Here is a 23,214-nt window from a genome sequence, read left to right as displayed (position 1 = left end):
CCACGTTCCTCATCGGCGGGGACATCTGCACCCGCCGGTGTGACTTCTGCGACATCACCTCCGGCAAGCCGCGCCCCCTGGACATGGAGGAGCCGCAGAAGGTCGCCGAGAACATCCGCGAGATGGACCTGCGGTACGCCACCGTCACGGGCGTGGCCCGTGACGACCAGAAGGACGGCGCGGCGTGGCTCTACGCGGAGACCATCCGCCGCATCCACGCGCTCAACCCGGGGACCGGCGTCGAGATCCTGCCGCCGGACTTCGGCGCGGTGCCGGAGCTCGTCCAGCAGGTGTTCGACGCGCGGCCCGAGGTGTTCGCGCACAACCTGGAGACGGTGCCGCGCATCTTCAAGCGCATCCGCCCGGCCTTCACGTACGAGAAGTCCCTCCGGGTGCTCACGATGGCCAAGGCCGACGGGCTCGTGACCAAGTCCAACCTCATCCTCGGCATGGGCGAGGAGGACCACGAGATCGACCAGGCCCTGGTGGACCTGCACGAGGCCGGCTGCGACATCATCACCATCACGCAGTACGTGCGGCCCTCGAAGCTGCACCACCCCATCGACCGCTGGGTGAAGCCGCAGGAGTTCGTCCAGTGGTCCCAGCGCGCCGAGGAGATCGGTTTCCAGGGCGTCATGGCGGGCCCGCTGGTGCGCTCGTCGTACCGCGCGGGCAAGCTCTATGCGCAGGCCATGCAGCGCCTCGGCCGGACCCTGCCGGAGAACCTGGCGCACCTGGCCGGGGAGAAGACCGCCCGCCAGGAGGCCTCCGCCGTCGTCGCCCAGATGTCCTGAGCCGCCCGACTAGACTGGACCCCGTCATGACGAAGAACAGCCAGCCCCCCGCGTCCTCCTCCGGCTCCACCTCCGCCACGCTCAAGGAGGTCAAGGCCATGCAGCGCGAGCGTCGCCTCCGCGAGAAGGAGCAGGCGAAGGCCCAGCGCCGGGACAAGCGCGCCACGAAGGGCCCGGGCGTGATCTCCCAGCTCAAGCAGGCCTACGCCATGACCAAGGCGCACGACCCCAAGGTCGGACTGTGGATGCTGCTGGCCTTCCTGGGCGCCCTGGTCGTCGGCCTCGTCATCGGCCTCCTGCTGGACAACTGGATCACGTGGCTGCTCATCGCGATCCCGTTCGGTGTGCTCGCCGCCGTCGTCATCCTGAACCGGAAGGCGCGCCGCGCCGGGTTCGCCCAGCTCGAGGGCCGCCCCGGCGCCGCCGGCGCCGCGCTCTCCACGCTGGGCCGCGGCTGGATCGTGTCCGAGCAGCCGGCCGCCGTGAACCCGAAGACCCAGGACCTCGTCTACCGCGCCGTGGGCCGGCCGGGCGTCGTGCTGGTGACGGAGGGCCCCTCCCCCCGCGTCGCCGCGCTGGTGGTCAAGGAGGAGAAGGCCATGCGCCGCTTCCTGCCCGGCGTGCCCGTCACCGTGGTGGAGTCCGGCAACGGCCAGGGCCAGGTCCCGCTGCACGAGCTGCCCGGCACGCTCAAGGGCATGAAGAAGGCCCTCACGGCGCAGGAGGTCCAGGCCGTGGACAAGCGTCTGACCGCGCTCAACACCAACCGGCTGCCCATCCCCAAGGGCGTCGACCCGAACAAGGTGCGCCCGAGCCGGCGCGCCATGCGCGGCCGCTGAGCGCCGACGCACCCGCGCGAAAGGGGGGCGCCCCGCCGAGGATTCGGCGGGGCGCCCCCCTTTCGTCGTGTCCGGCCTCGCGTCGAGTCGGATCCGGCGTCGTCCGGCGCGGGCCGGTGCGCTCACATGCGGATCTCGACGGTGCCGGCGACCTTGTCGTGCATGCCGCGGCCGTCCGGGCCGACGACGACGGCCGGCAGCACGAGGCACAGCAGCGCCGTGCGCACCACCACGCGGTGCACGGGGGCGGTCCGGCCGCCGAGGCGCACCACCTGGGTGCGGCACACGGCCTTGCCCACGGTGGTGGCCAGCAGGGTGATGCCCAGGATGTGCATGGTGGCGAAGACCATCAGGGTGGCGATCGCGTCGGAGTCGAAGAGCAGCCAGGACACGCCCAGGGCCAGGAACCAGTCGATCACGAGGGCGACGGCGCGGCGGGCCGCAGTGGCCATCGAGGTCGGGCCGTGCTCGGGCAGGCCCAGCAGGTCCCCCGGCCAGCGGCCGCCGGCCAGGCCGCCGCCCGGACCGTCCACCCAGCCGGCGAGGTCGCGCCGGGTGATCAGCGGCTCGTCGCGGCGGGTCGGTTCGGGCTCGTGCGCGGGGTCGGGTGCTCTGCGTGCCACCGGCCCAGCCTACCGGCGCGGAACCGCGAGGCTCGCCGTGGGGCGTCACCGACGCCCACGGAGGCCGCCGGGCAAGTAGGGTGATGACACCCGCCACGCCAGCGCCGCCGTGCCGGACATGCCACCATCGTCACGACCACAGGAGCGCACCATGTTCACCTCCCCCGCGGACGTCCTCGCGTACATCAAGGATGAGGGGATCGAGTTCGTCGACGTCCGCTTCACCGACCTCCCCGGCATGCAGCACCACTTCAACGTGCCCGCCTCGAGCGTCGACGAGGACTTCTTCGTCACGGGCCAGCTCTTCGACGGCTCCTCGATCCGGGGCTTCGCCGGCATCGCCGAGTCCGACATGCAGCTCATCCCGGACGTCGCGACGGCCTTCGTGGACCCCTTCCGGGTCCGCAAGACCCTCACGATGAACTTCTCCATCGTGAACCCCCGCACCGGCGAGCCCTACCTGCGCGACCCGCGCGGCGTGGCCCAGCGCGCGGAGGCCTACCTGAGCTCCTCCGGCATCGCCGACACGGCGTTCTTCGCCCCCGAGGCCGAGTTCTTCATCTTCGAGGACGTCCGCTACGAGTCCTCCCCCCGCGGCTCGTTCTACGCCGTGGACTCGGACGAGGCCTGGTGGAACGCCTCCCGCGAGGACGAGGGCGGCAACCTGAGCCACAAGACCGGCCTCAAGGGCGGCTACTTCCCCGTCTCCCCCACGGACAAGCAGGCCGACCTGCGCGACGAGATCTGCTCGGTCCTGGCCGAGGTCGGCCTCGAGGTAGAGCGCTCCCACCACGAGGTGGGCGCCGCGGGCCAGGCGGAGATCAACTACCGCTTCAACACGCTGACCCACTCGGCGGACGACCTGCAGAAGTTCAAGTACGTCGTCAAGAACGTCGCCAACATGTTCGGCAAGTCCGCGACCTTCATGCCCAAGCCCGTCTTCGGCGACAACGGCTCCGGCATGCACTGCCACCAGTCCCTTTGGAACGGCGGCGAGCCGCTGTTCTTCGACGAGAAGGGCTACGCGAACCTCTCGGACACCGCCCGCTGGTACATCGGCGGCCTGCTGAAGCACGCCTCCGCGGTCCTGGCCTTCACCAACCCCACGGTGAACTCCTACCGCCGCCTGGTGCCGGGCTTCGAGGCCCCCGTGAACATGGTTTACTCGCAGGGCAACCGCTCGGCGGGCATCCGCATCCCGATCACCGGCTCCAACCCGAAGGCCAAGCGCATCGAGTTCCGCGCCCCGGACGCCTCGGGCAACCCGTACCTCGCGTTCGCCGCGCAGCTGATGGCCGGCCTGGACGGCATCCGCAACCGCATCGAGCCGGCCGAGCCGATCGACAAGGACCTCTACGAGCTGCCGGCCGAGGAGGCCGCCGACATCCAGAAGGCACCCGCCACCCTGGACGAGGCCCTGAACGCCCTCGAGGAGGACCACGAGTTCCTCCTGGCCGGCGACGTGTTCACCGAGGAGCTGATCGAGACCTGGATCGCGTACAAGCGCGAGATGGAGATCGCCCCGCTGGCCCTGCGCCCGAACCCCTACGAGTTCGAGCTGTACTACTCGGTCTGATCCGCCCGCCGCGGCCCCGACGACGGCCGTTCGTCTCCCACGCCGGAGGCGGGCGGCCGTCGTCGTGCCCGGCCGCGGAATAGTCCGGGGCCGGTGGGCGCTGGATCTGTGGAGACCTCCGCCCGGCCGGGCGGCCCGCAGACCAGGAGCACCATGACCGAGCACACCGCCCCCACCCCCCTGCCGCTGTCCCTGCTGGACCTCGCCCTCGTCCGCGACGGCGCCCCGATGGGTGAGGCCTTCGCCGAATCCGTGGAGCAGGCCCGCGTCGCCGAGGCCGCCGGCTTCCGGCGCGTCTGGTACGCGGAGCACCACAACATGCCCTCCATCGCCTCCTCCGCCACGGCCGTACTCATCGCGCACGTGGCCGCGCACACCGACTCGATCCGCCTCGGCTCCGGCGGCGTCATGCTGCCCAACCACTCGCCGCTGGTGATCGCGGAGCAGTTCGGCACCCTGGCCGAGCTGCACCCCGGCCGCATCGACCTGGGCCTGGGCCGCGCCCCCGGCACCGACCAGCGGACGCTGCAGGCGCTGCGCCGGGAGCCGTCGGCGGCCGAGCGCTTCCCGCAGGACGTGCTCGAGCTGCAGGGCTACCTCACCGGCCAGAGCCGGATCCCCGGCATCGACGCCTACCCCGGCAAGGGCACCGACGTGCCGCTGTACATCCTCGGCTCCTCGGCGTTCGGCGCCCAGCTGGCCGCGCAGCTCGGCCTGGGCTACGCGTTCGCGAGCCACTTCGCACCGCAGATGCTCGAGCATGCGGCGCGCCTGTACCGGGAGCACTTCGAGCCCTCCGAGGCCCTCGCGGAGCCGCACTTCATCGCGGCGGCCAACGTGATCGCCGCGGACACCGAGGAGGTGGCCGAGCGGGAGTGGCAGGCCGCGCAGCGGGCGCGCATCCGGATGATGCTCGGCCGGGGCCGCACCCTCACCGACGACGAGGTCGAGATGCTGCTGCACTCCCCCGCCGGTCAGCAGGTGCTCGGGATGCTCGAGTGCACGGCCGTGGGCACCGGCCCGACGACGGCGGCGTGGCTGCACGACTTCGCGGCGCGGGTCCAGGCGGACGAGCTGATCATCACGACGGCGGCCCAGGACGCCGGCGTGCGGCGACGCACCCTGGAGCTGCTCGGGGAGCACGTCGTGCGCGCCTGAGCCGGCGCTCGCGACACCGGAGCACGGCCGGCCCGCCACCCCGTCGAGGTGGCGGGCCGGCGTCGTTCAGAGCCCGTAGAACCGGGTCTCGAACACCTGACGGGCCAGGCGGGTCACCCGCAGGTAGCGCTCCTCGAGCTCCCCGCCGGCCGTGCCCACCCCGCTGAGGCGGGCCACGGCCTCGAGGTCGCGCATGTTCGTGGGCAGCACGTCCGAGACCTTGCCCGTCCACAGCAGCAGGGCGGCGCGGATCCGGGTGGCCAGCAGCCACGCCTCCTCCAGCACGGCGACCTCGGCCTCGGGCAGCAGCCCGTGCCGGGCGATCGCCCGCAGGGCCGGCAGCGTGCCGGTGACCCGCAGGTCCTCGACCTCTCCCGCGTGGCGCAGCTGCAGGGACTGCACCAGCCACTCCACGTCCGAGAGCCCGCCGCGGCCGAGCTTGACGTGCCGGGAGGGGTCCGCGCCGCGGGGCAGGCGCTCGGCCTCCACACGGGCCTTGATGCGCCGGATCTCCCGCGCGTCCGCGGTGGTCAGGTCCCCGGCGTAGCGGACCCCGTCGGCCCACCGCCGGAAGTCGGTGGCGAGGTCGTCGTCGCCGGCCAGGGGCCGGGCGCGCAGCAGCGCCTGACGCTCCCACATCTCCGCCCAGCGCCCGTAGTACTCCCGGTACGAGTCCAGGGTGCGCACGAGCGGCCCCTGGCGCCCCTCGGGGCGCAGGTCGGCGTCCACCTCGAGCGGCCGCTCGCCGGGCAGCGGCGGGGTCGCGGGGCGGTGCAGCAGGGACATCAGCGTCCGCACGACCTCCTCGGCCTGCTCGCGCGCCCGCCCCTCGTCGACGCCGGGGCGTGGCCGGTGCACGAACAGGGCGTCGAGGTCCGAGCCGTAGGTGATCTCCCGGCCGCCCTGGCGGCCCATGGCCACCACGAGCACGTCGGTGAGCGGGTCGGCGTCCCCGACGACGGCGCGCGAGGCCACGCGCAGGGCGCCGACGACGGTGATCTGGTCGATGTCCGACAGGGCCCCGGTGACGGCCTCGAGGTCCAGCAGCCCCGAGATGTCCGCCAGGGCCACGCGCAGGGTCTCGCTGCGGCGCACCTGCCGCACGTGGCGGACGGCGGCCGGGGCCTCCTGCGCGGCCACGCGGCGGTCGAGCCGCGCGTCGACCTGGCGCCAGAGCTGGATGGCGCCCCGGGGGTCGAGCTCCCGGTCGTCCCCCACCCAGGCCACGGCCTCGGGCGAGTGCTCGAGCAGGTCCCCCACGAACCGGGAGCCGGACAGGACCAGGCACAGCCGCCGGGCGGCGTCCGAGGAGTCGCGGAGCATCCGCAGATACCAGGCCGTGCCGCCGAGCGACTCGGAGAGCCGGCGGAAGGCGAGCAGGCCGCCGTCGGGGTCGGCGCCCCGCGCGAACCACCCGAGCATGGCCGGCAGCAGCTGCCGCTGGACCGCGGCCCGGCGCGAGACGCCCTGCGTGAGGGCCTCGATGTGCCGCAGGGCGCCCTGCGGGTCGCGGTAGCCCAGCGCCGCCAGGCGGTCGCGGACGGCCTCCGCGGACAGCCGCACGTCCTCGGCGGACAGGGCGGCCGTCGTCGACAGCAGCGGCCGGTAGAACACGGTCTCGTGGAGACCGCGCACGGCGCGGCGCACGCGCGTGAACTCGGCCTGGAGGTCCTCGCCGGTGGCGGGGCCCCGGTCGGCGGCGCCGCGCATCGACCGGGCGACGACGCGGCGGGCCTCCTCCTTGACCGGCATCAGGTGGGTGCGCCGCAGGTGCACGAGCTGGATGCGGTGCTCGAGGGTGCGCAGCCACCGGTAGTGCTCGTCGAACGCCCGCGCGTCTCGCGTGGTGACGTAGGAGGCGGCGTGCAGCGCCCGCACCGCGTCGAGCGTGCCGCGCACCCGCAGCGACTCGTCCGCACGGCCGTGCACGAGCTGGAGCAGCTGGGCCGTGAACTCGACGTCGCGCAGACCGCCGGGCCCGAGCTTGATCTCCCGCTCGCGCTCCGCGGGGGCGAGGGTGTCCAGGACCCGGGCGCGCATGGCCCGGACGGACTCGACGAACCCGTCGCGCGCGGAGGACTCCCACACCCGGGGCCAGATCTCCGCGATGTAGCGCTCGCCGAGCTGTGGCGAGCCCGCGATCGGGCGGGCCTTGAGCAGGGCCTGGAACTCCCAGCCGTGGGCCCAGCGGCGGTAGTACTCGGCGTGGGACTCCACGGTGCGGCTCAGGGCGCCGTCCTTGCCCTCGGGACGCAGGTTGGCGTCGACTTCCCACAGTCCCGGCTCGGGGGCCGCACCCTGGATCACGCGGCCGATGCCCGCGGCCAGCTCGGCCGCGAGCGCGGCGGCGCGCGGCCCGTCCGGGACCTGGGCGTCGGGGTCCGCGCCGTCCGCGGCCTCGCGGACGGCGTGGGCGAACACGACGTCCACGTCTGAGACGTAGTTGAGTTCGCCGGCGCCGCACTTGCCCATGCCGATCACGGCGAGGTCCACGCGGTCCACCACGGGGCCCTCCCGCTCGGTGAGGACGGCCCGTGAGACGGCGAGCGCCGCGTCCACGGTGGCGCCGGCCAGGTCCGCGAGCCAGCGGCCCACCGAGGGCATGGCCGCCGTGGGCTCGGCGGAGTCGAGGTCGCGCAGGGCGATCGCGGCCAGCTGGCGGCGGTAGGCGCGGCGCAAGGCGACGGCGGCGTCCTTGCCGGTGACGGCCGCGAGGGGGCGGTCGGCGTCCGGGTCGGCGCCCACCGAGTCCAGGAGCAGGCGGCGCAGGGCGGCGGACGCATCACCCCAGGGCTCGCCGGCGGTCGGGTCGGGCTGGGCGAGGGCGGGCGCGGTGGCGGCGGCCGCGTCCGGGTCGAGGACGAGGTCCAGGTGCTCGGGACGGCGGATGAGGAACTCGCCGAGGGCCTCGGAGGCGCCGAGCAGCCGCAGCAGGCGGGCCGTCGTCCCGGGGTCCCGGAGGGCGTGGTGGACGCGGGGCTCGCGCTCGGCCAGGCGCACCCACAGCAGCAGGGCCCGGTCGGGATCGGCGGCGTGGCCGAGGAGCTCGACGAGGGGACGCACGTCCACGCCCTCGAACTCGGGCGAGGTGAGCAGCGTCTGCACGCGACCGGCGTCGGCGACGCCGGCGTGCGCGAGGGTGCGGCGGTCCGGGACGGCGGGCAGCGCACCGGTGGCGGGCAGGGAGGACACGGGCGCCCGTCTCAGAGGCCGGAGAGGTAGCGGCGGAGCTCGTACGGGGTGACCTCCACGCGGTAGTCGTCCCATTCCTGCCGCTTGTTGCGCAGGAGTGCGTCGAAGACGTGCTCGCCCAGCACGGACGCCACGAACTCGGACTCCTCAGCGGTGCGCAGGGCGTCGTGCAGGGTGCCGGGCAGGGGCACGTGGCCGAGCACGCGCCGCTCGTGGGTGGTCAACGCGCTGATGTCCTCGGCGGCGGCCTCGGGCACCTCGTAGCCCTCCTCGATGCCCTTGAGCCCGGCCGCGATCAGCAGGGCGTAGGCAAGGTACGGGTTGGCCGAGGCGTCGATACCGCGGTACTCGATGCGGGCCGAGCCGGCCTTGTCCGGCTTGTACAGGGGAACGCGTACGAGGGCGGAGCGGTTGTTGTGCCCCCACGAGGTGTACGACGGGGCCTCTCCCCCGCCCCAGAGGCGCTTGTAGGAGTTGACGAACTGGTGGGTCACCGCGGTGATCTCCACGGAGTGGCGCAGCAGGCCCGCGATGAACCGGCGGCCCGTGACGGAGAGCCGGAACTCGTCCGCAGGGTCGTAGAACGCGTTCGCGTCGCCCTCGAAGAGGGAGAAGTGAGTGTGCATGCCGGAGCCCGGGTGGTGGGAGAACGGCTTGGGCATGAACGTGGCGTACGTGCCCTGGGCGGCGGCGACCTCCTTGACGACGGTCCGGAACGTCATCACGTTGTCCGCCGTCGTGAGCGCGTCCGCCGCGCGCAGGTCGATCTCGTTCTGGCCGGGGCCGTTCTCGTGGTGGCTGAACTCGACGGAGATGCCCATCCCCTCGAGGAGGCTGACGGCGTCGCGGCGGAAGTCGGCCGCGTCGGAGCCGGGCACGTTGTCGAAGTAGCCCGCGCGGTCCACGGGCACCGGCTCCCCGTCCGGGCCGGGCTGGTCCGACTGGAGGAGGTAGAACTCGATCTCCGGGTGGGTGAAGCACGTGAAGCCCCGGTCTGCGGCCCGGTCCAGCACGCGGCGCAGCACGTGCCGCGGGTCGGCGGGGGCGGGTCGGCCGTCCGGGGTGAGCACGTCGCAGAACATCCGGGAGCTCTGTCCCTGGTCGCCGCGCCACGGCAGGATCTGGAAGGTCGAGGGGTCGGGCTGCAGCAGCATGTCTGACTCGGAGATGCGGGTGTATCCGTCGATCGAGGAGCCGTCGAAGCCCAGGCCCTCCGTGAAGGCGTTCTCCACCTCGGCCGGAGACAGGGCCACCGACTTCAGCGTGCCGATCACGTCCGTGAACCAGAGCCGGACAAACCTGACGTCCCGGTCCTCGATGGTGCGGAGCACGTAGTCCTGCTGTCGATCCATGCCGCCACTCTAGACGCGCCGCGTAGACTCCGGCCCATGTCTGCTCCCCAGTCCCCCCGGCAGCCTGACGACACCGCCCCCTACGGTCCGCCCGCCCCGTCCCGGTACCGGACGGTCCACCTGCAGCGGGCCAAGGACGAGGGCCGGCGCTTCGCGATGCTCACCACCTACGACGCGATGACGGCGGCCCTGTTCGACGAGGCCGGCGTCGAGGTGCTGCTCGTGGGCGACTCGGTGGGCAACACCGTGCTGGGCCACCCCACCACCCTGCCGGTCACCCTGGACCAGATGATCCTGTTCACCCAGGCCGTGGTGCGCGGTGCCGAGCGTGCCCTCGTGGTCGCGGACCTGCCCTTCGGCTCGTACGAGGCCTCCCCGCGGCAGGCCGTCGAGTCGGCCGTCCGCCTCGTGAAGGAGTCCGGCGCGCACGCCGTCAAGGTGGAGGGCGACGAGCGCTTCGCCGAGCACGTGGCCGCGATGACGGCCGCCGGCGTCGCGGTCATGGCCCACATCGGCTTCACCCCGCAGTCCGAGCACGTGCTCGGCGGCTACCGGGTGCAGGGCCGCGGCGCGGGGGCGGCCGAGCGGATGACCGTGTCGGCCCGGGCCCTCGAGGCCGCGGGGGCGTTCGCCGTCCTGATGGAGATGGTCCCCTCGGACGTCGCCGCCGCCGTCGACGCCGCACTGCGGGTGCCCACCGTGGGCATCGGCGCGGGCCCGGGCACCACGGGCCAGGTGCTCGTGTGGCAGGACATGCTCGGTCTACGCGAGGGACGGGTGCCCCGGTTCGTCCGTCAGTACGCCCGCCTGCACGAGGTCGTGGGTGAGGCGGTCCGGGCCTATCGCGCGGACGTGCTCGACGGCGCGTTCCCGGCCCCGGAGCACGGCTTCGAGGGCTGAACCCGCCCCGTGCGACGACCGGGCCCCCGTCCCTCAGGACGGGGGCCCGGTGTCGTCCGGTGCCGCGGTCAGGAGGCGTCATCGACGGGACGGCTGTCCCAGTCGTCGTCGCGCGCGTCCTCCGCGTCGGCGGCCTCGTTGTTCGCCCGCACGCGGTCCATCGCGGCCTGGGCCTCCTCACGGGTGCCGAACGGGCCCAGCAGCTGGGACCAGTCCGACTGGGCGCCCACCTCCACCTGATGCGTGTTGACGTTGTACCAGAACTCGCTCGTCTCGGTCATGGGGGCCACAATAGCCGGGCCGATAGGCTGGAGGACATGTCCCAGCGTCAGAACCCCGCCGTCCCGTCCAGCCACAACGGTCCCCGCCCCGCGGGCCCCACCGCACCGGAGCCCGGGTCGCTCGCCCCCGTCGGCACTCTGACGCCCGGGGCCCCGTCCCCCGCCCCGCCCGTGCCGGCCGCGATCCCGCGCCCCGAGTACGTCGGCAAGGCCACCCCGGACGAGGGCAACGCCTCGGACGTCTACGACGCCGCCGGCATCGAGCGGATCCGCGCCGCCGGCCGCCTGGCCGCGCAGGCCATGGAGCACACCGCCGCCCACATCCGCCCGGGCGTCACCACGGACGAGCTGGACCGGATCGCGCACGCCTTCCTCGTGGAGCGCGGCGCCTACCCGTCCTGCCTGGGCTACCGCGGCTTCCCGCGGTCCATCTGCACCTCGATCAACGAGGTCATCTGCCACGGCATCCCGGACGGCACCGTCCTGGAGGACGGGGACATCGTCAACCTGGACATCACCGCGTACCTGGACGGCGTCCACGGGGACCACAACCGCACCTACCTGGTCGGCGACGTGGACGAGGAGTCCCGGCTGCTCGTCGAGCGCACCGAGGAGGCCCTGCGCCGCGGCATCCGCGCCGTGAAGCCCGGCCGTCAGGTCAACGTGATCGGCCGCGCCATCGAGTCCTACGCCAAGCGCTTCGGCTACGGCGTGGTGCGCGACTTCATCGGCCACGGCGTGGGCGTGGACTTCCACTCCGGCCTCGTGATCCCCCACTACGACGCGGCCCCGGCCCACGACCGCCTGCTCGTGCCCGGCATGGTGTTCACCATCGAGCCGATGCTCACCCTCGGCACGATCGAGTGGGACCAGTGGGACGACGGCTGGACCGTGGTGACCCGCGACCGCCGTCGCACCGCGCAGTTCGAGCACACGATCGTGGTCACGGACGACGGCGCGGAGATTCTCACGCTGCCGTGACCCGGCACTAAGCTGGGGGCCGTGACGACGCACACCAGCACCGCCCAGCGCTCCTCCAAATACCCCACGACGATCGGCATCGACGTCGGGGGGACCGGCATGAAGGGCGGCCTGGTCCGCCTCGGGTCGGGGCCGAAGGCGGGCACCCTGCGCGGGGACCGCTTCCGCATCCCCACGCCGCAGCCGGCCATGCCCGAGCCCGTGGCGGCGACCCTGGCGGCCATCACCGCTGAGCTCGACGGGCGCGAGAAGGCGCCGAAGCCCTCCGCCCCGCTGGGTGTGTGCTTCCCCTCGATCGTCAAGGACGGGGTGTGCCTGTCCGCGAACAACATCGACCACTCGTGGATCGGCACGGACCTGCGCGGCAGGTTCGAGGAGCACCTGCGCCGCCCCGTGACCGTGGTCAACGACGCCGACGCGGCCGGCCTCGCGGAGGCCCGCTACGGGGCCGGGCGGGGCGTGCGCGGCCTGGTGCACGTGATCACCCTCGGCACCGGCATCGGCGGCGCGATGATCCACGACGGCGTGCTCGTCCCGAACTTCGAGGTCGGCTCCCTGGAGCTCGACGGCGTGATGGCCGAGTCGCGGGCCTCCGCGAAGGCCCGGGAGCGCGATCAGCTCAGCTGGGCCGAGTACGCCGAGCGACTGCAGCGCTTCTTCTCCCACGTGGAGCGGATCTTCTCGCCGGACCTGTTCATCGTCGGCGGCGGCATCTCCAAGCGGCCGGACGACTACCTGCCGCTGCTGCGCCTGCGCACCCCGATCGTCCCGGCCCAGCTGCAGAACAACGCGGGCATCGTGGGCGCCGCCCTGGCCGCGCACGGGTCGCTCGCCGACGGCAACTGAGGGCGCAGACACCGAGGGCGGTTCCGGCTTCCCCTCCGGAACCGCCCTCGGCAGTCTTGCCGGGCCGACCGAGGTCGACCCGGGGATCACTGTAGCGCCTGGAGGCCGTGCGCACCACTGCAGCGTCGATCCCGGCCGCGCCGTCGCATCGGCCCAGGTCAGCGGGTGAACAGCCGCGGCTGCACGGCGGGACGGCCGCGGTCGTCCCCGTCACCGGCCCGGAGCTCCGCGATGGCCTCCTCGAAGTCGTCGAGGGACTCGAAGTCCCGGTAGACGGAGGCGAAGCGCAGGAAGGCCACCTGGTCGAGACGGCGCAGCGGATCGAGGATGGCCAGGCCGACGTCGTGGGCGTCCACCTCGGCGTTGCCCGTGGCACGGACCGTCTCCTCGACCTCCTGGGCGAGCATGGCCAGGTCGTCGCTCGTCACCGGCCGCCCCTGGCACGCCTTCCGGACGCCGTTGATCACCTTGGAGCGGTCGAACGGCTCCGCCACCCCGGAGCGCTTGACGACGGTCAGGGCGGTGGTCTCCATGGTGGTGAACCGCTTGCCGCAGGCCTGACACTGCCGACGCCGACGGATGGCGGAGCCGTCGTCGAGGGAGCGTGAATCCACCACGCGCGAGTCCTCATGACGGCAGAACGGGCAGTGCATCAGCTCTCTCCTCCTGGGCGGGGCACTCCCATGCTACGTCCGCTCAGCCGAGGCAGGCCGGACCCAGCAGGATCTTGAGGTCCCCGAACAGCGCCGGGTTCGGGCTCACCCGGAACTGCGGGCCCAGCTGGAACTCCTGCGTGGCACGCTGGCCCACCAGGGACAGCCGCACCTCCGAGGAGCCCTCGTGGGTGCGCAGCACGTCCGCCAGCTGGCCCATGACCTGCTCCGTGGCCTTGAACGCGGGCAGCGTGATCCGCACGGGGCCGCCGGGGCCGTCCGAGAGCTCCGGGATGGTCAGCTCCATCGCCGACAGGGACACCGACCCGTCGTCCCGGCGCTGCACCCTGCCCTTGACGGCGACGACGAGGTCCTCGGCCAGCATCATCGCGATGGGCGCATACACCTGGCCGAAGAACATGACGTCCATCGAGCCGCCGAGGTCCTCGATCTCGCAGCGCGCGTACGCGTTGCCCGAGGACTTGGCGATGCGGCGCTCGAGCGTGGTGATCAGGCCCGCGATGGTGACGATCGCGCCGTCGGCGGGCCCGTCGTCGTCGAGCACGCGGGTGATCTGGACGTCGGCGTGCTGGGCCAGGACGCCGTCGAGGCCCTGCAGCGGATGGTCGGACACGTACAGGCCCAGCATCTCGCGCTCGAACGCGAGCTTCTCCTTCTTCGCCCACTCCGGCAGGTCCGGGACGGCGACGCCGTCCGCGGCGTCGGAGTCGTCCTCGTCGCCGCCGCCGAGCGCGAACAGGTCGAAGGTGAACTCGCCGTGATCCTCCTTGCGCTTCTGCGCCACGGTGGCGTCCACGGCCTCCTCGTGCACGGCCAGCAGGGCGCGGCGGGCGTAGCCGAGGGAGTCGAAGGCGCCGGCCTTGATCATGGACTCGATGGTGCGCTTGTTGCACACCACGAGCGGCACCTTCGCCAGGAAGTCGCCGAAGCCCGTGTACGAGCCCCTGTCCTCGCGCGCCTGGACCATGCCCTTGACCACGTTGGCGCCCACGTTGCGGACGGCGCCCATGCCGAAGCGGATGTCCCGGCCGACGGGGGTGAAGGTCAGGTGGGACTCGTTCACGTCCGGGGGCAGCACCGTGATGCCCATGTGGCGGCACTCGTTGAGGTACATGGCCAGCTTGTCCTTGTCGTCGCCCACCGAGGTGAGCAGCGCCGCCATGTACTCCGCCGGGTAGTGCGCCTTGAGGTAGGCCGTCCAGTAGGAGACCAGGCCGTAGGCGGCCGAGTGCGCCTTGTTGAACGCGTAGTCCGAGAAGGGCAGCAGGATGTCCCACAGGGCCTTCACCGCGGCCTCCGAGTAGCCGCGGTCCAGCATGCCCTGGTGGAACGCCTCGTACTGCTTGTCCAGCTCCGACTTCTTCTTCTTGCCCATCGCGCGGCGCAGGATGTCGGCCTGGCCGAGCGAGTAGCCCGCCACCTTCTGGGCGATCGCCATGACCTGCTCCTGATACACGATCAGGCCGTAGGTGGTGTCCAGGATCTCCCGCAGCGGCTCCTCCAGCTCCGGGTGGATCGGGGTGATCTCCTGCTGCCCGTTCTTGCGCAGCGCGTAGTTGGTGTGCGAGTTCGCGCCCATGGGGCCGGGGCGGTACAGGGCGATGGTCGCCGAGATGTCCTCGAAGTTGTCCGGGCGCATCATCTTCAGCAGCGAGCGCATGGGCCCGCCGTCGAGCTGGAACACGCCGAGGGTGTCACCGCGGGCCAGCAGCTCGTAGGCCGCCGGGTCGTCCACGTCGAGGGTCTCCAGGTCCAGGTCCACGCCCTGGTTCGCCTTCACGTTCTCGAGCGCGTCCGAGATGATCGTGAGGTTGCGCAGCCCCAGGAAGTCCATCTTGATCAGGCCCAGGGACTCCGCCATCGGGTAGTCGAACTGCGTGATGACCTGGCCGTCCTGCAGGCGGCGCATGATCGGGATGACGTCGATCACCGGCACCGAGGACATGATCACGCCGGCCGCGTGCACGCCCCACTGCCGCTTCAGGCCCTCGAGGCCCTTGGCGGTCTCGAAGACCTCCTTCGCCACCGGGTCCGTGGCGATCAGCTCGCGGAAGGGCGCGGCCTCCCCGTAGCGCGGGGCCGCGGGGTCCTCGATGTCCTTGAGCGGGATGTCCTTGGCCATCACCGCCGGCGGCAGCGCCTTGGTGAGGGACTCGCCCATCGAGAAGGGCTGGTCCATCACGCGGGCCGAGTCCTTCAGGGCCTGCTTGGTCTTGATGGTGCCGTACGTGACGATCATGGTGACGCGCTCGTCGCCGTACTTGCGGGTGACGTAGTCGATCACCTCGGAGCGACGGCGGTCGTCGAAGTCGACGTCGAAGTCGGGCATGGACACGCGGTCCGGGTTGAGGAACCGCTCGAAGATCAGCCCGTGCTTGAGCGGGTCCAGGTCCGTGATGCGCAGCGCGTACGCCACCATCGATCCGGCGCCCGAGCCGCGGCCCGGGCCCACCCGGATGCCGTTCTCCTTGGCCCAGTTGATGAAGTCGGCCACGACGAGGAAGTACCCGGGGAAGCCCATCGAGATGATGACGTCCAGCTCGTAGTCCGCCTGCTTGCGCACGTGGTCCGGCACGCCGTCCGGGTAGCGGTAGGCCAGACCGGAGGCGACCTCCTTGATGAGCCAGCTGGTCTCGTCCTCGCCCTCCGGCGTGGGGAAGACCGGCATGTAGTTGGCCTTCGTGTCGAACTCGACCTCGCACCGCTCGGCGATGAGCAGCGTGTTGTCGCAGGCCTCGGGCAGCTCCGCGAAGAGCTCGCGCATCTGCCGCGGGGACTTCAGGTAGTACTCGGTGCCGGAGAACGCGAAGCGGGAGCCGCCCTGGTCGTAGCTGGGCTCGTTGAGCTTCGAGCCCGACTGCAGGGCCAGCAGCGCCTCGTGCGCCTTGGCGTCGTGCTCGTGGGTGTAGTGCAGGTCGTTCGTGGCCACGAACGGCAGGCCCAGGTCCTTGGCGAGCCGGCGCAGGTCGGTCATCACCCGGCGCTCGATGTCGAGGCCGTGGTGCATGATCTCGCAGTAGTAGTTGTCCTTGCCGAAGATGTCCCGGAAGTCCGAGGCCGCCTGCATCGCCTCCCGGTACTGGCCCAGGCGCAGGCGCGTCTGCACCTCGCCGGAGGGGCAGCCCGTGGTGGCGATCAGGCCCTTCGAGTACTGGCTCAGCAGCTCCCGGTCCAGCCGCGGCCACTTGGCGTACACCGAGTCCAGCGAGGCGATCGAGCCCATCCGGAACAGGTTGTGCATCCCCTCGGTGGTCTCGCTCAGCAGCGTCATGTGCGTGTACGCACCGCCGCCGGACACGTCGTCCCCCCGCTGGTGGGGCTCGCCCCAGCGGGTCTTCTCCTTGTCCGTGCGGTGCTGCTGCCCGGGGGCCACGTAGGCCTCGAGCCCGATGATCGGCTTGACGCCCGCCGCCTTCGCCTTGGACCAGAAGTCGTAGGCGCCGAAGAGGTAGCCGTGGTCCGTGATGGCCAGCGAGTCCATGCCCAGCCGCTGGGCCTCGGCGAACAGGTCGTCCAGCTTCGCGGCGCCGTCGAGCATGGAGTACTCGGTGTGCGTGTGCAGGTGGACGAAGCCGCCGTCCTTCACGGCGTCGGGGCGGGCGTCGGCGGACACGGTCATGCGGGGTGGGCCTTTCGACGGGGAGGACGGCAGGGCCGCACCAGCCTACTCGTGGTGCCCGGGCGGCGGGGCCGGACCGGGACGGGGGTCACATCGACGGTGCAGGCTCAGTCCTCGTCGCCGCGCAGCGCCGCCAGGGCGTGGGCGAGGTCGTCCGGATACGGGGAGGTGATCGTCACCGGCTCCCCCGTGACCGGGTGCGGGAACGCCAGGCGGTGGGCGTGCAGCCACTGGCGGGTCAGCCCGAGCTCGGCCGCCAGGCGCGGATCCGCCCCGTACGTGAGGTCGCCGACGCACGGGTGGCGCAGCGCCGAGGTGTGCACGCGGATCTGGTGGGTGCGCCCGGTCTCCAGGTGGACCTCGAGCAGGGTGGCCCGGCCGAACACCTCGAGCGTCTCGTAGTGGGTCACGGACGGCCGGCCGTCCTCGAGCACCGCGAACTTCCAGTGGTGGCCGGGATGCCGCCCGATGGGCGCGTCCACGGTGCCGCTCAGCGGGTCCGGGATGCCCTGGACCACGGCGTGGTAGACCTTCTCCGGCACGCGCTCGCGGAACTGGTCCTTCATGGCCGTGTAGGCGCGCTCGGTCTTGGCCACGACCATGACCCCGGTGGTGCCGACGTCGAGCCGGTGCACGATCCCCTGGCGCTCAGGGGCGCCCGAGGTGGTGATGTCGTAGCCGAGGGCGGCCAGGGCGCCCACCACGGTGGGCCCGACCCAGCCCGGCGAGGGGTGCGCGGCCACGCCGGTGGGCTTGTCCACGGCCACCAGGTCCTCGTCCTCGTACAGGATGCTCAGCGCGTCCACGCGCTCTGCCCTCACTTCCAGGGGGTCGGGGTCGTCGGGGACGTCGACGGCGAGGGTCTCCCCCGCCACGGCCTTCGCGGACTTGGCCAGGACACGGTCCCGGCGGCCGGAGCGCGACTCGGCCCGCACCAGGCCCCGGGAGAACCAGTCCGCCAGCAGCGAGCGGGAGACGCCGAACGCGTCGGCGAGCACCGCGTCGACCCTCCGGCCCGCCTCGGCCTCGGTGACCTCGAGCCGCTCGGTCAGTCCCGGTCTCATGCCCATGTCCTCACGCCTCCCGTGTGCCGTCCAGGCGGCGGCCGGTCATCACGAGCAGGGCGACGCCGATGACGGAGCAGACGATGAACGAGTCCGCCACGTTGAAGATCGCGAAGTGCGGCACGGAGATCATGTCGACCACGTGGCCGCGCCCGAACGCCGGGGGCCGGAACAGCCGGTCCGTGAGGTTGCCGAGCACGCCGCCGGCGAGCCCGCCCAGCGCCAGGGCCCACGGCGTCGAGCGCACGCGGGCGATCCCGACGAGGGCGGCGACCGCCACCACGGCTTGGATGATGGTGAACACCCAGGTGTGGTCCTCGCCGATGGAGAAGGCCGCGCCCGGGTTCAGGATGTAGTGCCAGCGCAGCACCCCGGGGATCACCGCGACGGAGTCCCCCAGCTGCATCGTGCTCTCGACCGCGTACTTGGTCAGCTGGTCGAGGGCGTAGGCCAGCACCGCCACGATGAGGGCGGTGAGCACGGCTCGCCGGCCCGCGCGAGGGGATCGCGGGGCCGGCGCGGCGTCGACGGCTCGGCTCACGCCGTGGGCGTGGGGGGCTCGACGCGCTTCTGGGCGCGGATCTCGCGCAGCTGGCCCTCGATGTAGGAGGTGAGGCGGCTGCGGTAGTCGGTCTCGAAGCTGCGCAGCTGTTCGACCTCGCCCTCCAGGCCGGCCTTCTCCTCGGCCAGGGCTTCGAGGGTGCGGGCCTTCTGCTCCTCGGCGTCGCTGACGAGCCGGGCCGCGGTGGCCTCGGCCTCGGCGACGAGCTCGGTGCTGCGCTGCTCGCCCGCGGCGACGTGCTCGTCGTGCAGCCGCTGGGCCATGGCCAGGACGCCGGCGGCGGAGGTCGCGGCCGCGTCGGCGGACTCGGGGGCGGCGGCCGGGGCCGACTCCTCGGCGGAGGCCGGGGTCGCGGCGGCCTCCGGGGTGTCCGCAGCGGGGCCGACGGCCGGGGCGGCGCCGCCGGCGCGCAGCTCCGCGTTCTCGGACTCGAGCTGCTCGTTGAGGGCGATCAGGCGCTTGAACTCCGCCACGATCTCGTCGAGGAAGTCATCCACCTCGGTCTGGTCGTAGCCCTCGCGGAACTTCGTGGGCTGGAACTGCTTGTTGACCACGTCTTCCCAGGACAGCGCCATGGAACCGTCTCGCTCTCTGCTCGGTGCTCGGGGACGGCCGGGCGGCCCGGCGCGTCGGCGGTCGGCGCGCCGGTGAGGGGCGGCGCCGATCCTGCCGCGAAGACTACCACCGGGGCCGACAGCCGCCCCGGGCCGCGGGTCAGGCCACGCCGGCCAGGCTCAGCACCAGGACCCGCAGCAGGACGACGCCGAGGAACACGATGAGGAAGGCCACGTCCAGGCCGATGCCGCCCAGGTTCACCGGCGGCACGGCACGACGCACGGGGCGCAGCAACGGGTCGGTGGCCCCGTACACGCCGCTGGCCAGCACGAGGGCCGCCCCGGTGGGGCGCCAGTGGCGGGCGAACGACTGCGTGACGTCCAGGACGATCCGCACGGTCAGCGCCGCGAGCACCACCGTCAGGGCGAGGTAGGCGAGGGCGAGGAGCAGCTGCATGGGCGCCTCAGTCGCCGTCGAACGGGGAGTCGGCCGCGCCGGACTCGCCCTGCTCGGCGCCGACGACGTCCACGGTGGCCGGGGTCAGCAGGAACACCTTGCTGGTGATGCGGGAGATCGAGCCGTGCAGGCCGAAGACGAGGCCGGCCGCGAAGTCCACGAGGCGCTTGGCCTCGTTCTCACCGAGGTCGGTCACGTTCATGATCACGGGGACGCCGGAGCGGAAGGCCTCGCCGATCGCCTTCGCGTCGTTGTAGGAGCGGGGGTGGACGGTGGACAGGGTGTGCACGGAGGCTCCTTCGGCAGACGACGCTGCGGCTCGCTTGATGGGGGTCACCGGGGCCCGGTAGCCCGGGTCGGCCGGCTCGGGACGCGCCGGACGCCGGGGTTCGACGGGATCGGCCGCGGTGGAGCCGGACGGGGTCACGGGCTCCGGCCGCTCGGCCGGCTCGGGATCGCGGACCGCAGTCGGGCGGACGGCCTCCATGTGGGGGTCGGTGTCCGGCTCCGCGGGGCGGCGCGCCTCGACGACCTCGTGTCGGGGCGCGGTCTCCCGCTCGGTGGCACGGGGCTGCTCGTCGTACTCGTCGCCGTCGGCCAGGCCGAGGTAGATCATCGTCTTCTTCAGGGCACCAGCCATGAGTCTTCCTTCACCACGTCCTCCGGCCCCGGGGGCCGCCGTCGTTCGTCGTCGGTGCGCGTGCGTCCGCACGGTCCTGTCGCGTCCCGCCGGGACGCGCGGGGTCAACGTTAGCCCACCGCGTCCCGGGCCCCCAGAACGTCGGAGCCGATGCGCACCTGTGTCGCCCCGGCGCGCACGGCCGCCTCGAGGTCCGCGCTCATCCCCATCGACAGCGCGGTGGCCTCCGGATGCGTCTGCCGCACGCGCGCGCCGAGAGCGGCGAGCCGGCGGAACGCGTCCTCCGGGTCCAGGCCGCGCGGTGCCACGCACATCAGCCCGCCCAGCCGCAGACCCGGCAGGCCGGCGACGACGGCCGCGAGGGCGGCGACGTCCTCGGGGCGGGCGCCGCCGCGCGGACCGATCCCCTCGGGACGGTCCTCGTCGGCGCGGTCGTCGACGTCCACCTGCACGAGGCACTCCAGGTCGGGGATCGCGGCCTCGGGCTCGCGCTCGCGCCGCAGCACGAGCGCCCGCGAGAGCGCCTCGGCCAGTTCGGGTCGGTCCACCGACTCCACCACGGACGCGTAGCGCACCACGTACTTGGCCTTGTTGGTCTGCAGCTGGCCCACGAAGTGCCAGCGCGGGGCGTCCGCCCCCAGGGCCGCGGCGACGGCCTCGGCCTTGGGCCGGGCCTCCTGGTCGCGGTTCTCCCCCACGTCGGTCACGCCGAGCGCGGCGAGGCGCACGACGTCCTCGGCGGGGTGGGTCTTGGTCACGACGACGAGCGCGGGCTCCGCCTCGCGCCCGGCGTCCCGCGCGGCGTCGGCGATGCGGGAGTGCACCGCGGCGAGCGCGTCGGCGATCTCCCGGGCGCGGGGGTCCGTCGGGGTCGGCCCGGCGGTGGCGGGGGCGGTCATGCGTCTCCTCTCGGGGTGGTGGCGTCGGGGTCGGCGCGCCAGACGAGGCCGGCGAACCGGCCCTCACCGGGCGCCCGACGGTGCGAGAACAGGCGCTCGTCCTCCCGCGTGCACACGTCGATCGTCGCGGCGGCCACCCCGCGGGCACGGAGGACCTCCGCGGCGCCGGCGGGCAGGTCGAGGGCGGGGGTGCCCCAGGACGTGGTGGCGGCGGTCGCCGGGAGGCGGGCGGCGGCGTCGTCGCGCATGGCCGCGGGCACCTCGTAGCAGCGGCCGCACACGCCGGGGCCGATCCAGGCGCGCAGGCCGGGACCGGCTCGGTCGGCCTCCGGACGCAGGGAGAGCAGCCGATCGACGGTCGCCTCCAGGACGCCCTCCAGCAGCCCGCGTCGCCCGGCGTGGGCCACGGCGGTCGCGCCGGTCGTCTCGTCGACGAGGACCACGGGGAGGCAGTCGGCCACCATGACGGCCAGCGGCCGGGACCCGTCGCGGCTCACGGCGGCGTCGGCCACGGGGGCCGGGGCACCGCCGCGCCCGGGCCCGTCCGCCCACACGACGTCGGCCGAGTGCACCTGGTCCAGATAGAGCGTGGCGCCCTCGGGGACCCCCATCACGCGCTCCAGGGCGCGACGGGCGGCGCTGACGCGAGCGAGCCCCTCGGCCTCGTCCGGCGGGACCACGTGCAGCGCGAGGTTGCCGGCGGCCACGGAGGTCCAGGCGACGTGCACGGCGCCCGTCGCGGTGCGGACGGTCTCGCGGTGCACGAAGGGGCCGGCGGGGACCCGTGTGGTCCCGGCCGGCCCCTCCGCGGCCGTCACTTGAGGAAGTCCGGGACGTCCAGGTCCGAGGACCCGGCGCCGAGGTCCGGCTCCACCACGGTGGGCAGGTCCTGCTGGCGGCGCGGCTGCTGCTCCTGCGGGGCCAGCGGCACGGTGCCGCGCACGGCGGGGCGCTCGGCCTGCTGCGGCGGGGCCGGGGCGGCCGGCTGCGGCTGGGCGGGGACGGGCTGCGGCTGCGCGGGGGCCGCGGCCCGCTGCGGGGCCGCCTGCTGCTGCTGCGCGGCCTGCGGGGCGGCCGGGGCGGAGGTGACGTCCACCTTGTCGAAGCCCGCGGCGATCACGGTCACGCGCACCTCGTCGCCGAGGGCGTCGTCGATGACCGCGCCGAAGATGATGTTGGCCTCCGGGTGGGCGACCTCCTGGACCAGTCGCGCGGCCTCGTTGATCTCGAAGAGGCCGAGGTCGGAGCCGCCCTGGATGGAGAGCAGCACGCCGTACGCGCCGTCGATGGAGGCCTCGAGCAGCGGCGAGGCGATCGCCAGCTCGGCCGCCTTGACGGCGCGGTCCTCGCCCTGCGCGTGGCCGATGCCCATGAGCGCGGAGCCCGCGCCCTGCATCACGGACTTCACGTCCGCGAAGTCGAGGTTGATCAGGCCCGGGGTGGTGATCAGGTCGGTGATGCCCTGGACGCCGGAGAGGAGCACCTGGTCCGCCTGACGGAAGGCGTCCATGACCGAGACGTTGCGGTCCGAGATGGACAGCAGGCGGTCGTTCGGGATCACGATGAGGGTGTCGACCTCGTCCCGCAGGGCGTCGATGCCCGCCTCGGCGGAGCCGGCGCGACGGCGGCCCTCGAACGTGAACGGACGGGTCACGACGCCGATGGTCAGGGCGCCGAGCGAGCGCGCGATGCGGGCCACGACGGGCGCTCCGCCGGTGCCGGTGCCGCCGCCCTCGCCCGCGGTCACGAACACCATGTCCGCGCCCCGCAGGACCTCCTCGATCTCCTCCGCGTGGTCCTCGGCGGCCTGGCGGCCGACCTCGGGGTTCGCGCCCGCGCCGAGTCCACGGGTGAGCTCGCGGCCCACGTCCAGCTTCACGTCCGCGTCCGACATCAGCAGCGCCTGGGCGTCCGTGTTGATGGCGATGAACTCCACGCCGCGAAGCCCCACCTCGATCATGCGGTTCACGGCGTTCACGCCGCCGCCGCCGATGCCGACGACCTTGATGACGGCCAGGTAGTTCTGGGGTGCAGCCACGGTGTTGGTTCCCTTTGTTCGAGATCTCGAGAGGTCAGCGCGAGGCACATCGCCCCGGTGATCGGCGGCCACCCGGGGTGGACACCTTCAAGCACAGCGTGAAGCGAGCCTCGCGCGCGTTCGGATCCACCGTACTGGGAGGCCCGCGTCACGCGCAAAAGAAAA

At 73.0% G+C, this 23,214-nt stretch carries 21 protein-coding genes; 7 read left to right on the top strand and 14 right to left on the bottom strand.

Features of this window, described 5'->3' with window-relative positions; translation table 11 throughout:
• Both AUV08_RS02480 and AUV08_RS02475 read left to right on the top strand, forming a co-directional pair.
• A partial coding sequence (locus AUV08_RS02480; protein ID WP_061873081.1) for a lipoyl synthase occupies window positions 1–794 on the top strand: 794 nt, incomplete at its 5' end.
• Between the two features lie 26 nt (window positions 795–820).
• Window positions 821–1,633, top strand: a complete 813-nt coding sequence (locus AUV08_RS02475; RefSeq protein WP_036314203.1) for a DUF4191 domain-containing protein — start codon at window positions 821–823, stop codon at window positions 1,631–1,633.
• A 122-nt stretch (window positions 1,634–1,755) separates the two neighbouring features.
• Here AUV08_RS02475 and AUV08_RS02470 read toward each other — a convergent pair whose 3' ends face one another.
• Complete coding sequence (locus tag AUV08_RS02470) at window positions 1,756–2,256, bottom strand: RDD family protein (RefSeq protein WP_002854838.1); 501 nt, start codon at window positions 2,254–2,256, stop codon at window positions 1,756–1,758.
• Window positions 2,257–2,407: 151 nt separating this feature from the next.
• Between AUV08_RS02470 and glnA (AUV08_RS02465) the strand changes: the two genes are divergently transcribed.
• The gene (glnA, locus tag AUV08_RS02465; protein WP_036314201.1) at window positions 2,408–3,832 is read left to right on the top strand and encodes a type I glutamate--ammonia ligase; all 1,425 of its coding nucleotides are present in this window, start codon (window positions 2,408–2,410) and stop codon (window positions 3,830–3,832) included.
• 153 nt (window positions 3,833–3,985) lie between these two features.
• Window positions 3,986–4,990, top strand: coding sequence for an LLM class flavin-dependent oxidoreductase (locus AUV08_RS02460; protein WP_061867231.1), 1,005 nt, complete (start codon window positions 3,986–3,988; stop codon window positions 4,988–4,990).
• Window positions 4,991–5,056: 66 nt separating this feature from the next.
• On the opposite strand, the gene AUV08_RS02455 is transcribed toward AUV08_RS02460, so the two are convergent.
• Both AUV08_RS02455 and glnA (AUV08_RS02450) read right to left on the bottom strand, forming a co-directional pair.
• Window positions 5,057–8,182, bottom strand: a complete 3,126-nt coding sequence (locus AUV08_RS02455; RefSeq protein WP_061867230.1) for a bifunctional [glutamine synthetase] adenylyltransferase/[glutamine synthetase]-adenylyl-L-tyrosine phosphorylase — start codon at window positions 8,180–8,182, stop codon at window positions 5,057–5,059.
• An 11-nt stretch (window positions 8,183–8,193) separates the two neighbouring features.
• On the bottom strand, window positions 8,194–9,534 hold the full coding sequence (glnA, locus tag AUV08_RS02450; protein WP_036314197.1) for a type I glutamate--ammonia ligase: 1,341 nt from the start codon (window positions 9,532–9,534) through the stop codon (window positions 8,194–8,196).
• A gap of 36 nt (window positions 9,535–9,570) precedes the next feature.
• On the opposite strand from glnA (AUV08_RS02450), the gene panB reads away from it, so the two are divergent.
• Window positions 9,571–10,434: a 3-methyl-2-oxobutanoate hydroxymethyltransferase gene (gene panB / locus AUV08_RS02445; protein ID WP_061867229.1), complete on the top strand. Its 864-nt coding sequence runs from the start codon at window positions 9,571–9,573 to the stop codon at window positions 10,432–10,434.
• A gap of 68 nt (window positions 10,435–10,502) precedes the next feature.
• Here panB and AUV08_RS02440 read toward each other — a convergent pair whose 3' ends face one another.
• Window positions 10,503–10,715 carry an SPOR domain-containing protein gene (locus AUV08_RS02440; RefSeq protein WP_036340724.1) on the bottom strand — a complete coding sequence of 71 codons (213 nt, stop codon included), beginning with the start codon at window positions 10,713–10,715 and terminating at the stop codon, window positions 10,503–10,505.
• Window positions 10,716–10,751: 36 nt separating this feature from the next.
• On the opposite strand from AUV08_RS02440, the gene map reads away from it, so the two are divergent.
• Complete coding sequence (gene map, locus AUV08_RS02435; protein ID WP_082836650.1) at window positions 10,752–11,696, top strand: type I methionyl aminopeptidase; 945 nt, start codon at window positions 10,752–10,754, stop codon at window positions 11,694–11,696.
• A 21-nt stretch (window positions 11,697–11,717) separates the two neighbouring features.
• Window positions 11,718–12,542 (top strand): polyphosphate--glucose phosphotransferase, encoded by an 825-nt coding sequence (gene ppgK, locus AUV08_RS02430; RefSeq protein WP_036339941.1) that lies wholly within the window; start codon window positions 11,718–11,720, stop codon window positions 12,540–12,542.
• Window positions 12,543–12,700: 158 nt separating this feature from the next.
• Here the strand turns inward: ppgK and nrdR are convergent, their stop codons facing one another.
• The 10 genes from nrdR to ftsZ form a co-directional block, all read right to left on the bottom strand.
• Complete coding sequence (gene nrdR, locus AUV08_RS02425) at window positions 12,701–13,195, bottom strand: transcriptional regulator NrdR (RefSeq protein WP_002855838.1); 495 nt, start codon at window positions 13,193–13,195, stop codon at window positions 12,701–12,703.
• A gap of 43 nt (window positions 13,196–13,238) precedes the next feature.
• A complete protein-coding gene (gene dnaE / locus AUV08_RS02420; protein ID WP_061867228.1) occupies window positions 13,239–16,835 on the bottom strand; it encodes a DNA polymerase III subunit alpha in 3,597 nt (1,198 codons plus the stop codon).
• 107 nt (window positions 16,836–16,942) lie between these two features.
• Window positions 16,943–17,905 (bottom strand): RluA family pseudouridine synthase, encoded by a 963-nt coding sequence (locus AUV08_RS02415; RefSeq protein ID WP_078025836.1) that lies wholly within the window; start codon window positions 17,903–17,905, stop codon window positions 16,943–16,945.
• A 4-nt stretch (window positions 17,906–17,909) separates the two neighbouring features.
• The gene (lspA, locus tag AUV08_RS02410; protein WP_036314214.1) at window positions 17,910–18,380 is read right to left on the bottom strand and encodes a signal peptidase II; all 471 of its coding nucleotides are present in this window, start codon (window positions 18,378–18,380) and stop codon (window positions 17,910–17,912) included.
• 56 nt (window positions 18,381–18,436) lie between these two features.
• Window positions 18,437–19,036 carry a DivIVA domain-containing protein gene (locus AUV08_RS02405; protein ID WP_061867227.1) on the bottom strand — a complete coding sequence of 200 codons (600 nt, stop codon included), beginning with the start codon at window positions 19,034–19,036 and terminating at the stop codon, window positions 18,437–18,439.
• A gap of 139 nt (window positions 19,037–19,175) precedes the next feature.
• Window positions 19,176–19,472, bottom strand: a complete 297-nt coding sequence (locus AUV08_RS02400; RefSeq protein ID WP_049146938.1) for a YggT family protein — start codon at window positions 19,470–19,472, stop codon at window positions 19,176–19,178.
• Between the two features lie 7 nt (window positions 19,473–19,479).
• Window positions 19,480–20,112, bottom strand: a complete 633-nt coding sequence (sepF, locus tag AUV08_RS02395; RefSeq protein ID WP_061867226.1) for a cell division protein SepF — start codon at window positions 20,110–20,112, stop codon at window positions 19,480–19,482.
• Between the two features lie 110 nt (window positions 20,113–20,222).
• Window positions 20,223–21,011: a YggS family pyridoxal phosphate-dependent enzyme gene (locus AUV08_RS02390; protein WP_061867225.1), complete on the bottom strand. Its 789-nt coding sequence runs from the start codon at window positions 21,009–21,011 to the stop codon at window positions 20,223–20,225.
• Window positions 21,008–21,829, bottom strand: coding sequence for a polyphenol oxidase family protein (locus tag AUV08_RS02385; RefSeq protein WP_060974345.1), 822 nt, complete (start codon window positions 21,827–21,829; stop codon window positions 21,008–21,010). The genes AUV08_RS02390 and AUV08_RS02385 overlap by 4 nt, the downstream gene beginning before the upstream one ends.
• On the bottom strand, window positions 21,826–23,049 hold the full coding sequence (gene ftsZ / locus AUV08_RS02380; protein ID WP_049146932.1) for a cell division protein FtsZ: 1,224 nt from the start codon (window positions 23,047–23,049) through the stop codon (window positions 21,826–21,828). Before ftsZ ends, AUV08_RS02385 begins: the two co-directional genes overlap by 4 nt.
• Between the last annotated feature and the right edge of the window lie 165 nt (window positions 23,050–23,214).

The sequence above is a fragment of the Micrococcus sp. CH7 genome (assembly GCF_001595485.1).
GTDB lineage: Bacteria > Actinomycetota > Actinomycetes > Actinomycetales > Micrococcaceae > Micrococcus > Micrococcus luteus.
The sequence above is the reverse complement of the archived record's forward strand: the minus strand, read 5'-3'. Positions and strand labels throughout refer to the sequence as shown.

Excerpts from the sequence above, each read along its gene's own strand:
- AUV08_RS02475 (WP_036314203.1), top strand. The coding sequence starts at position 821 with ATGACGAAGAACAGCCAGCCCCCCGCGTCCTCCTCCGGCTCCACCTCC.
- glnA (WP_036314201.1), top strand. The coding sequence starts at position 2,408 with ATGTTCACCTCCCCCGCGGACGTCCTCGCGTACATCAAGGATGAGGGG.
- AUV08_RS02460 (WP_061867231.1), top strand. The coding sequence starts at position 3,986 with ATGACCGAGCACACCGCCCCCACCCCCCTGCCGCTGTCCCTGCTGGAC.
- glnA (WP_036314197.1), bottom strand. The coding sequence starts at position 9,534 with ATGGATCGACAGCAGGACTACGTGCTCCGCACCATCGAGGACCGGGAC.
- panB (WP_061867229.1), top strand. The coding sequence starts at position 9,571 with ATGTCTGCTCCCCAGTCCCCCCGGCAGCCTGACGACACCGCCCCCTAC.
- AUV08_RS02440 (WP_036340724.1), bottom strand. The coding sequence starts at position 10,715 with ATGACCGAGACGAGCGAGTTCTGGTACAACGTCAACACGCATCAGGTG.
- map (WP_082836650.1), top strand. The coding sequence starts at position 10,752 with ATGTCCCAGCGTCAGAACCCCGCCGTCCCGTCCAGCCACAACGGTCCC.
- nrdR (WP_002855838.1), bottom strand. The coding sequence starts at position 13,195 with ATGCACTGCCCGTTCTGCCGTCATGAGGACTCGCGCGTGGTGGATTCA.
- dnaE (WP_061867228.1), bottom strand. The coding sequence starts at position 16,835 with ATGACCGTGTCCGCCGACGCCCGCCCCGACGCCGTGAAGGACGGCGGC.
- AUV08_RS02415 (WP_078025836.1), bottom strand. The coding sequence starts at position 17,905 with ATGGGCATGAGACCGGGACTGACCGAGCGGCTCGAGGTCACCGAGGCC.
- AUV08_RS02405 (WP_061867227.1), bottom strand. The coding sequence starts at position 19,036 with ATGGCGCTGTCCTGGGAAGACGTGGTCAACAAGCAGTTCCAGCCCACG.
- AUV08_RS02400 (WP_049146938.1), bottom strand. The coding sequence starts at position 19,472 with ATGCAGCTGCTCCTCGCCCTCGCCTACCTCGCCCTGACGGTGGTGCTC.
- sepF (WP_061867226.1), bottom strand. The coding sequence starts at position 20,112 with ATGGCTGGTGCCCTGAAGAAGACGATGATCTACCTCGGCCTGGCCGAC.
- AUV08_RS02390 (WP_061867225.1), bottom strand. The coding sequence starts at position 21,011 with ATGACCGCCCCCGCCACCGCCGGGCCGACCCCGACGGACCCCCGCGCC.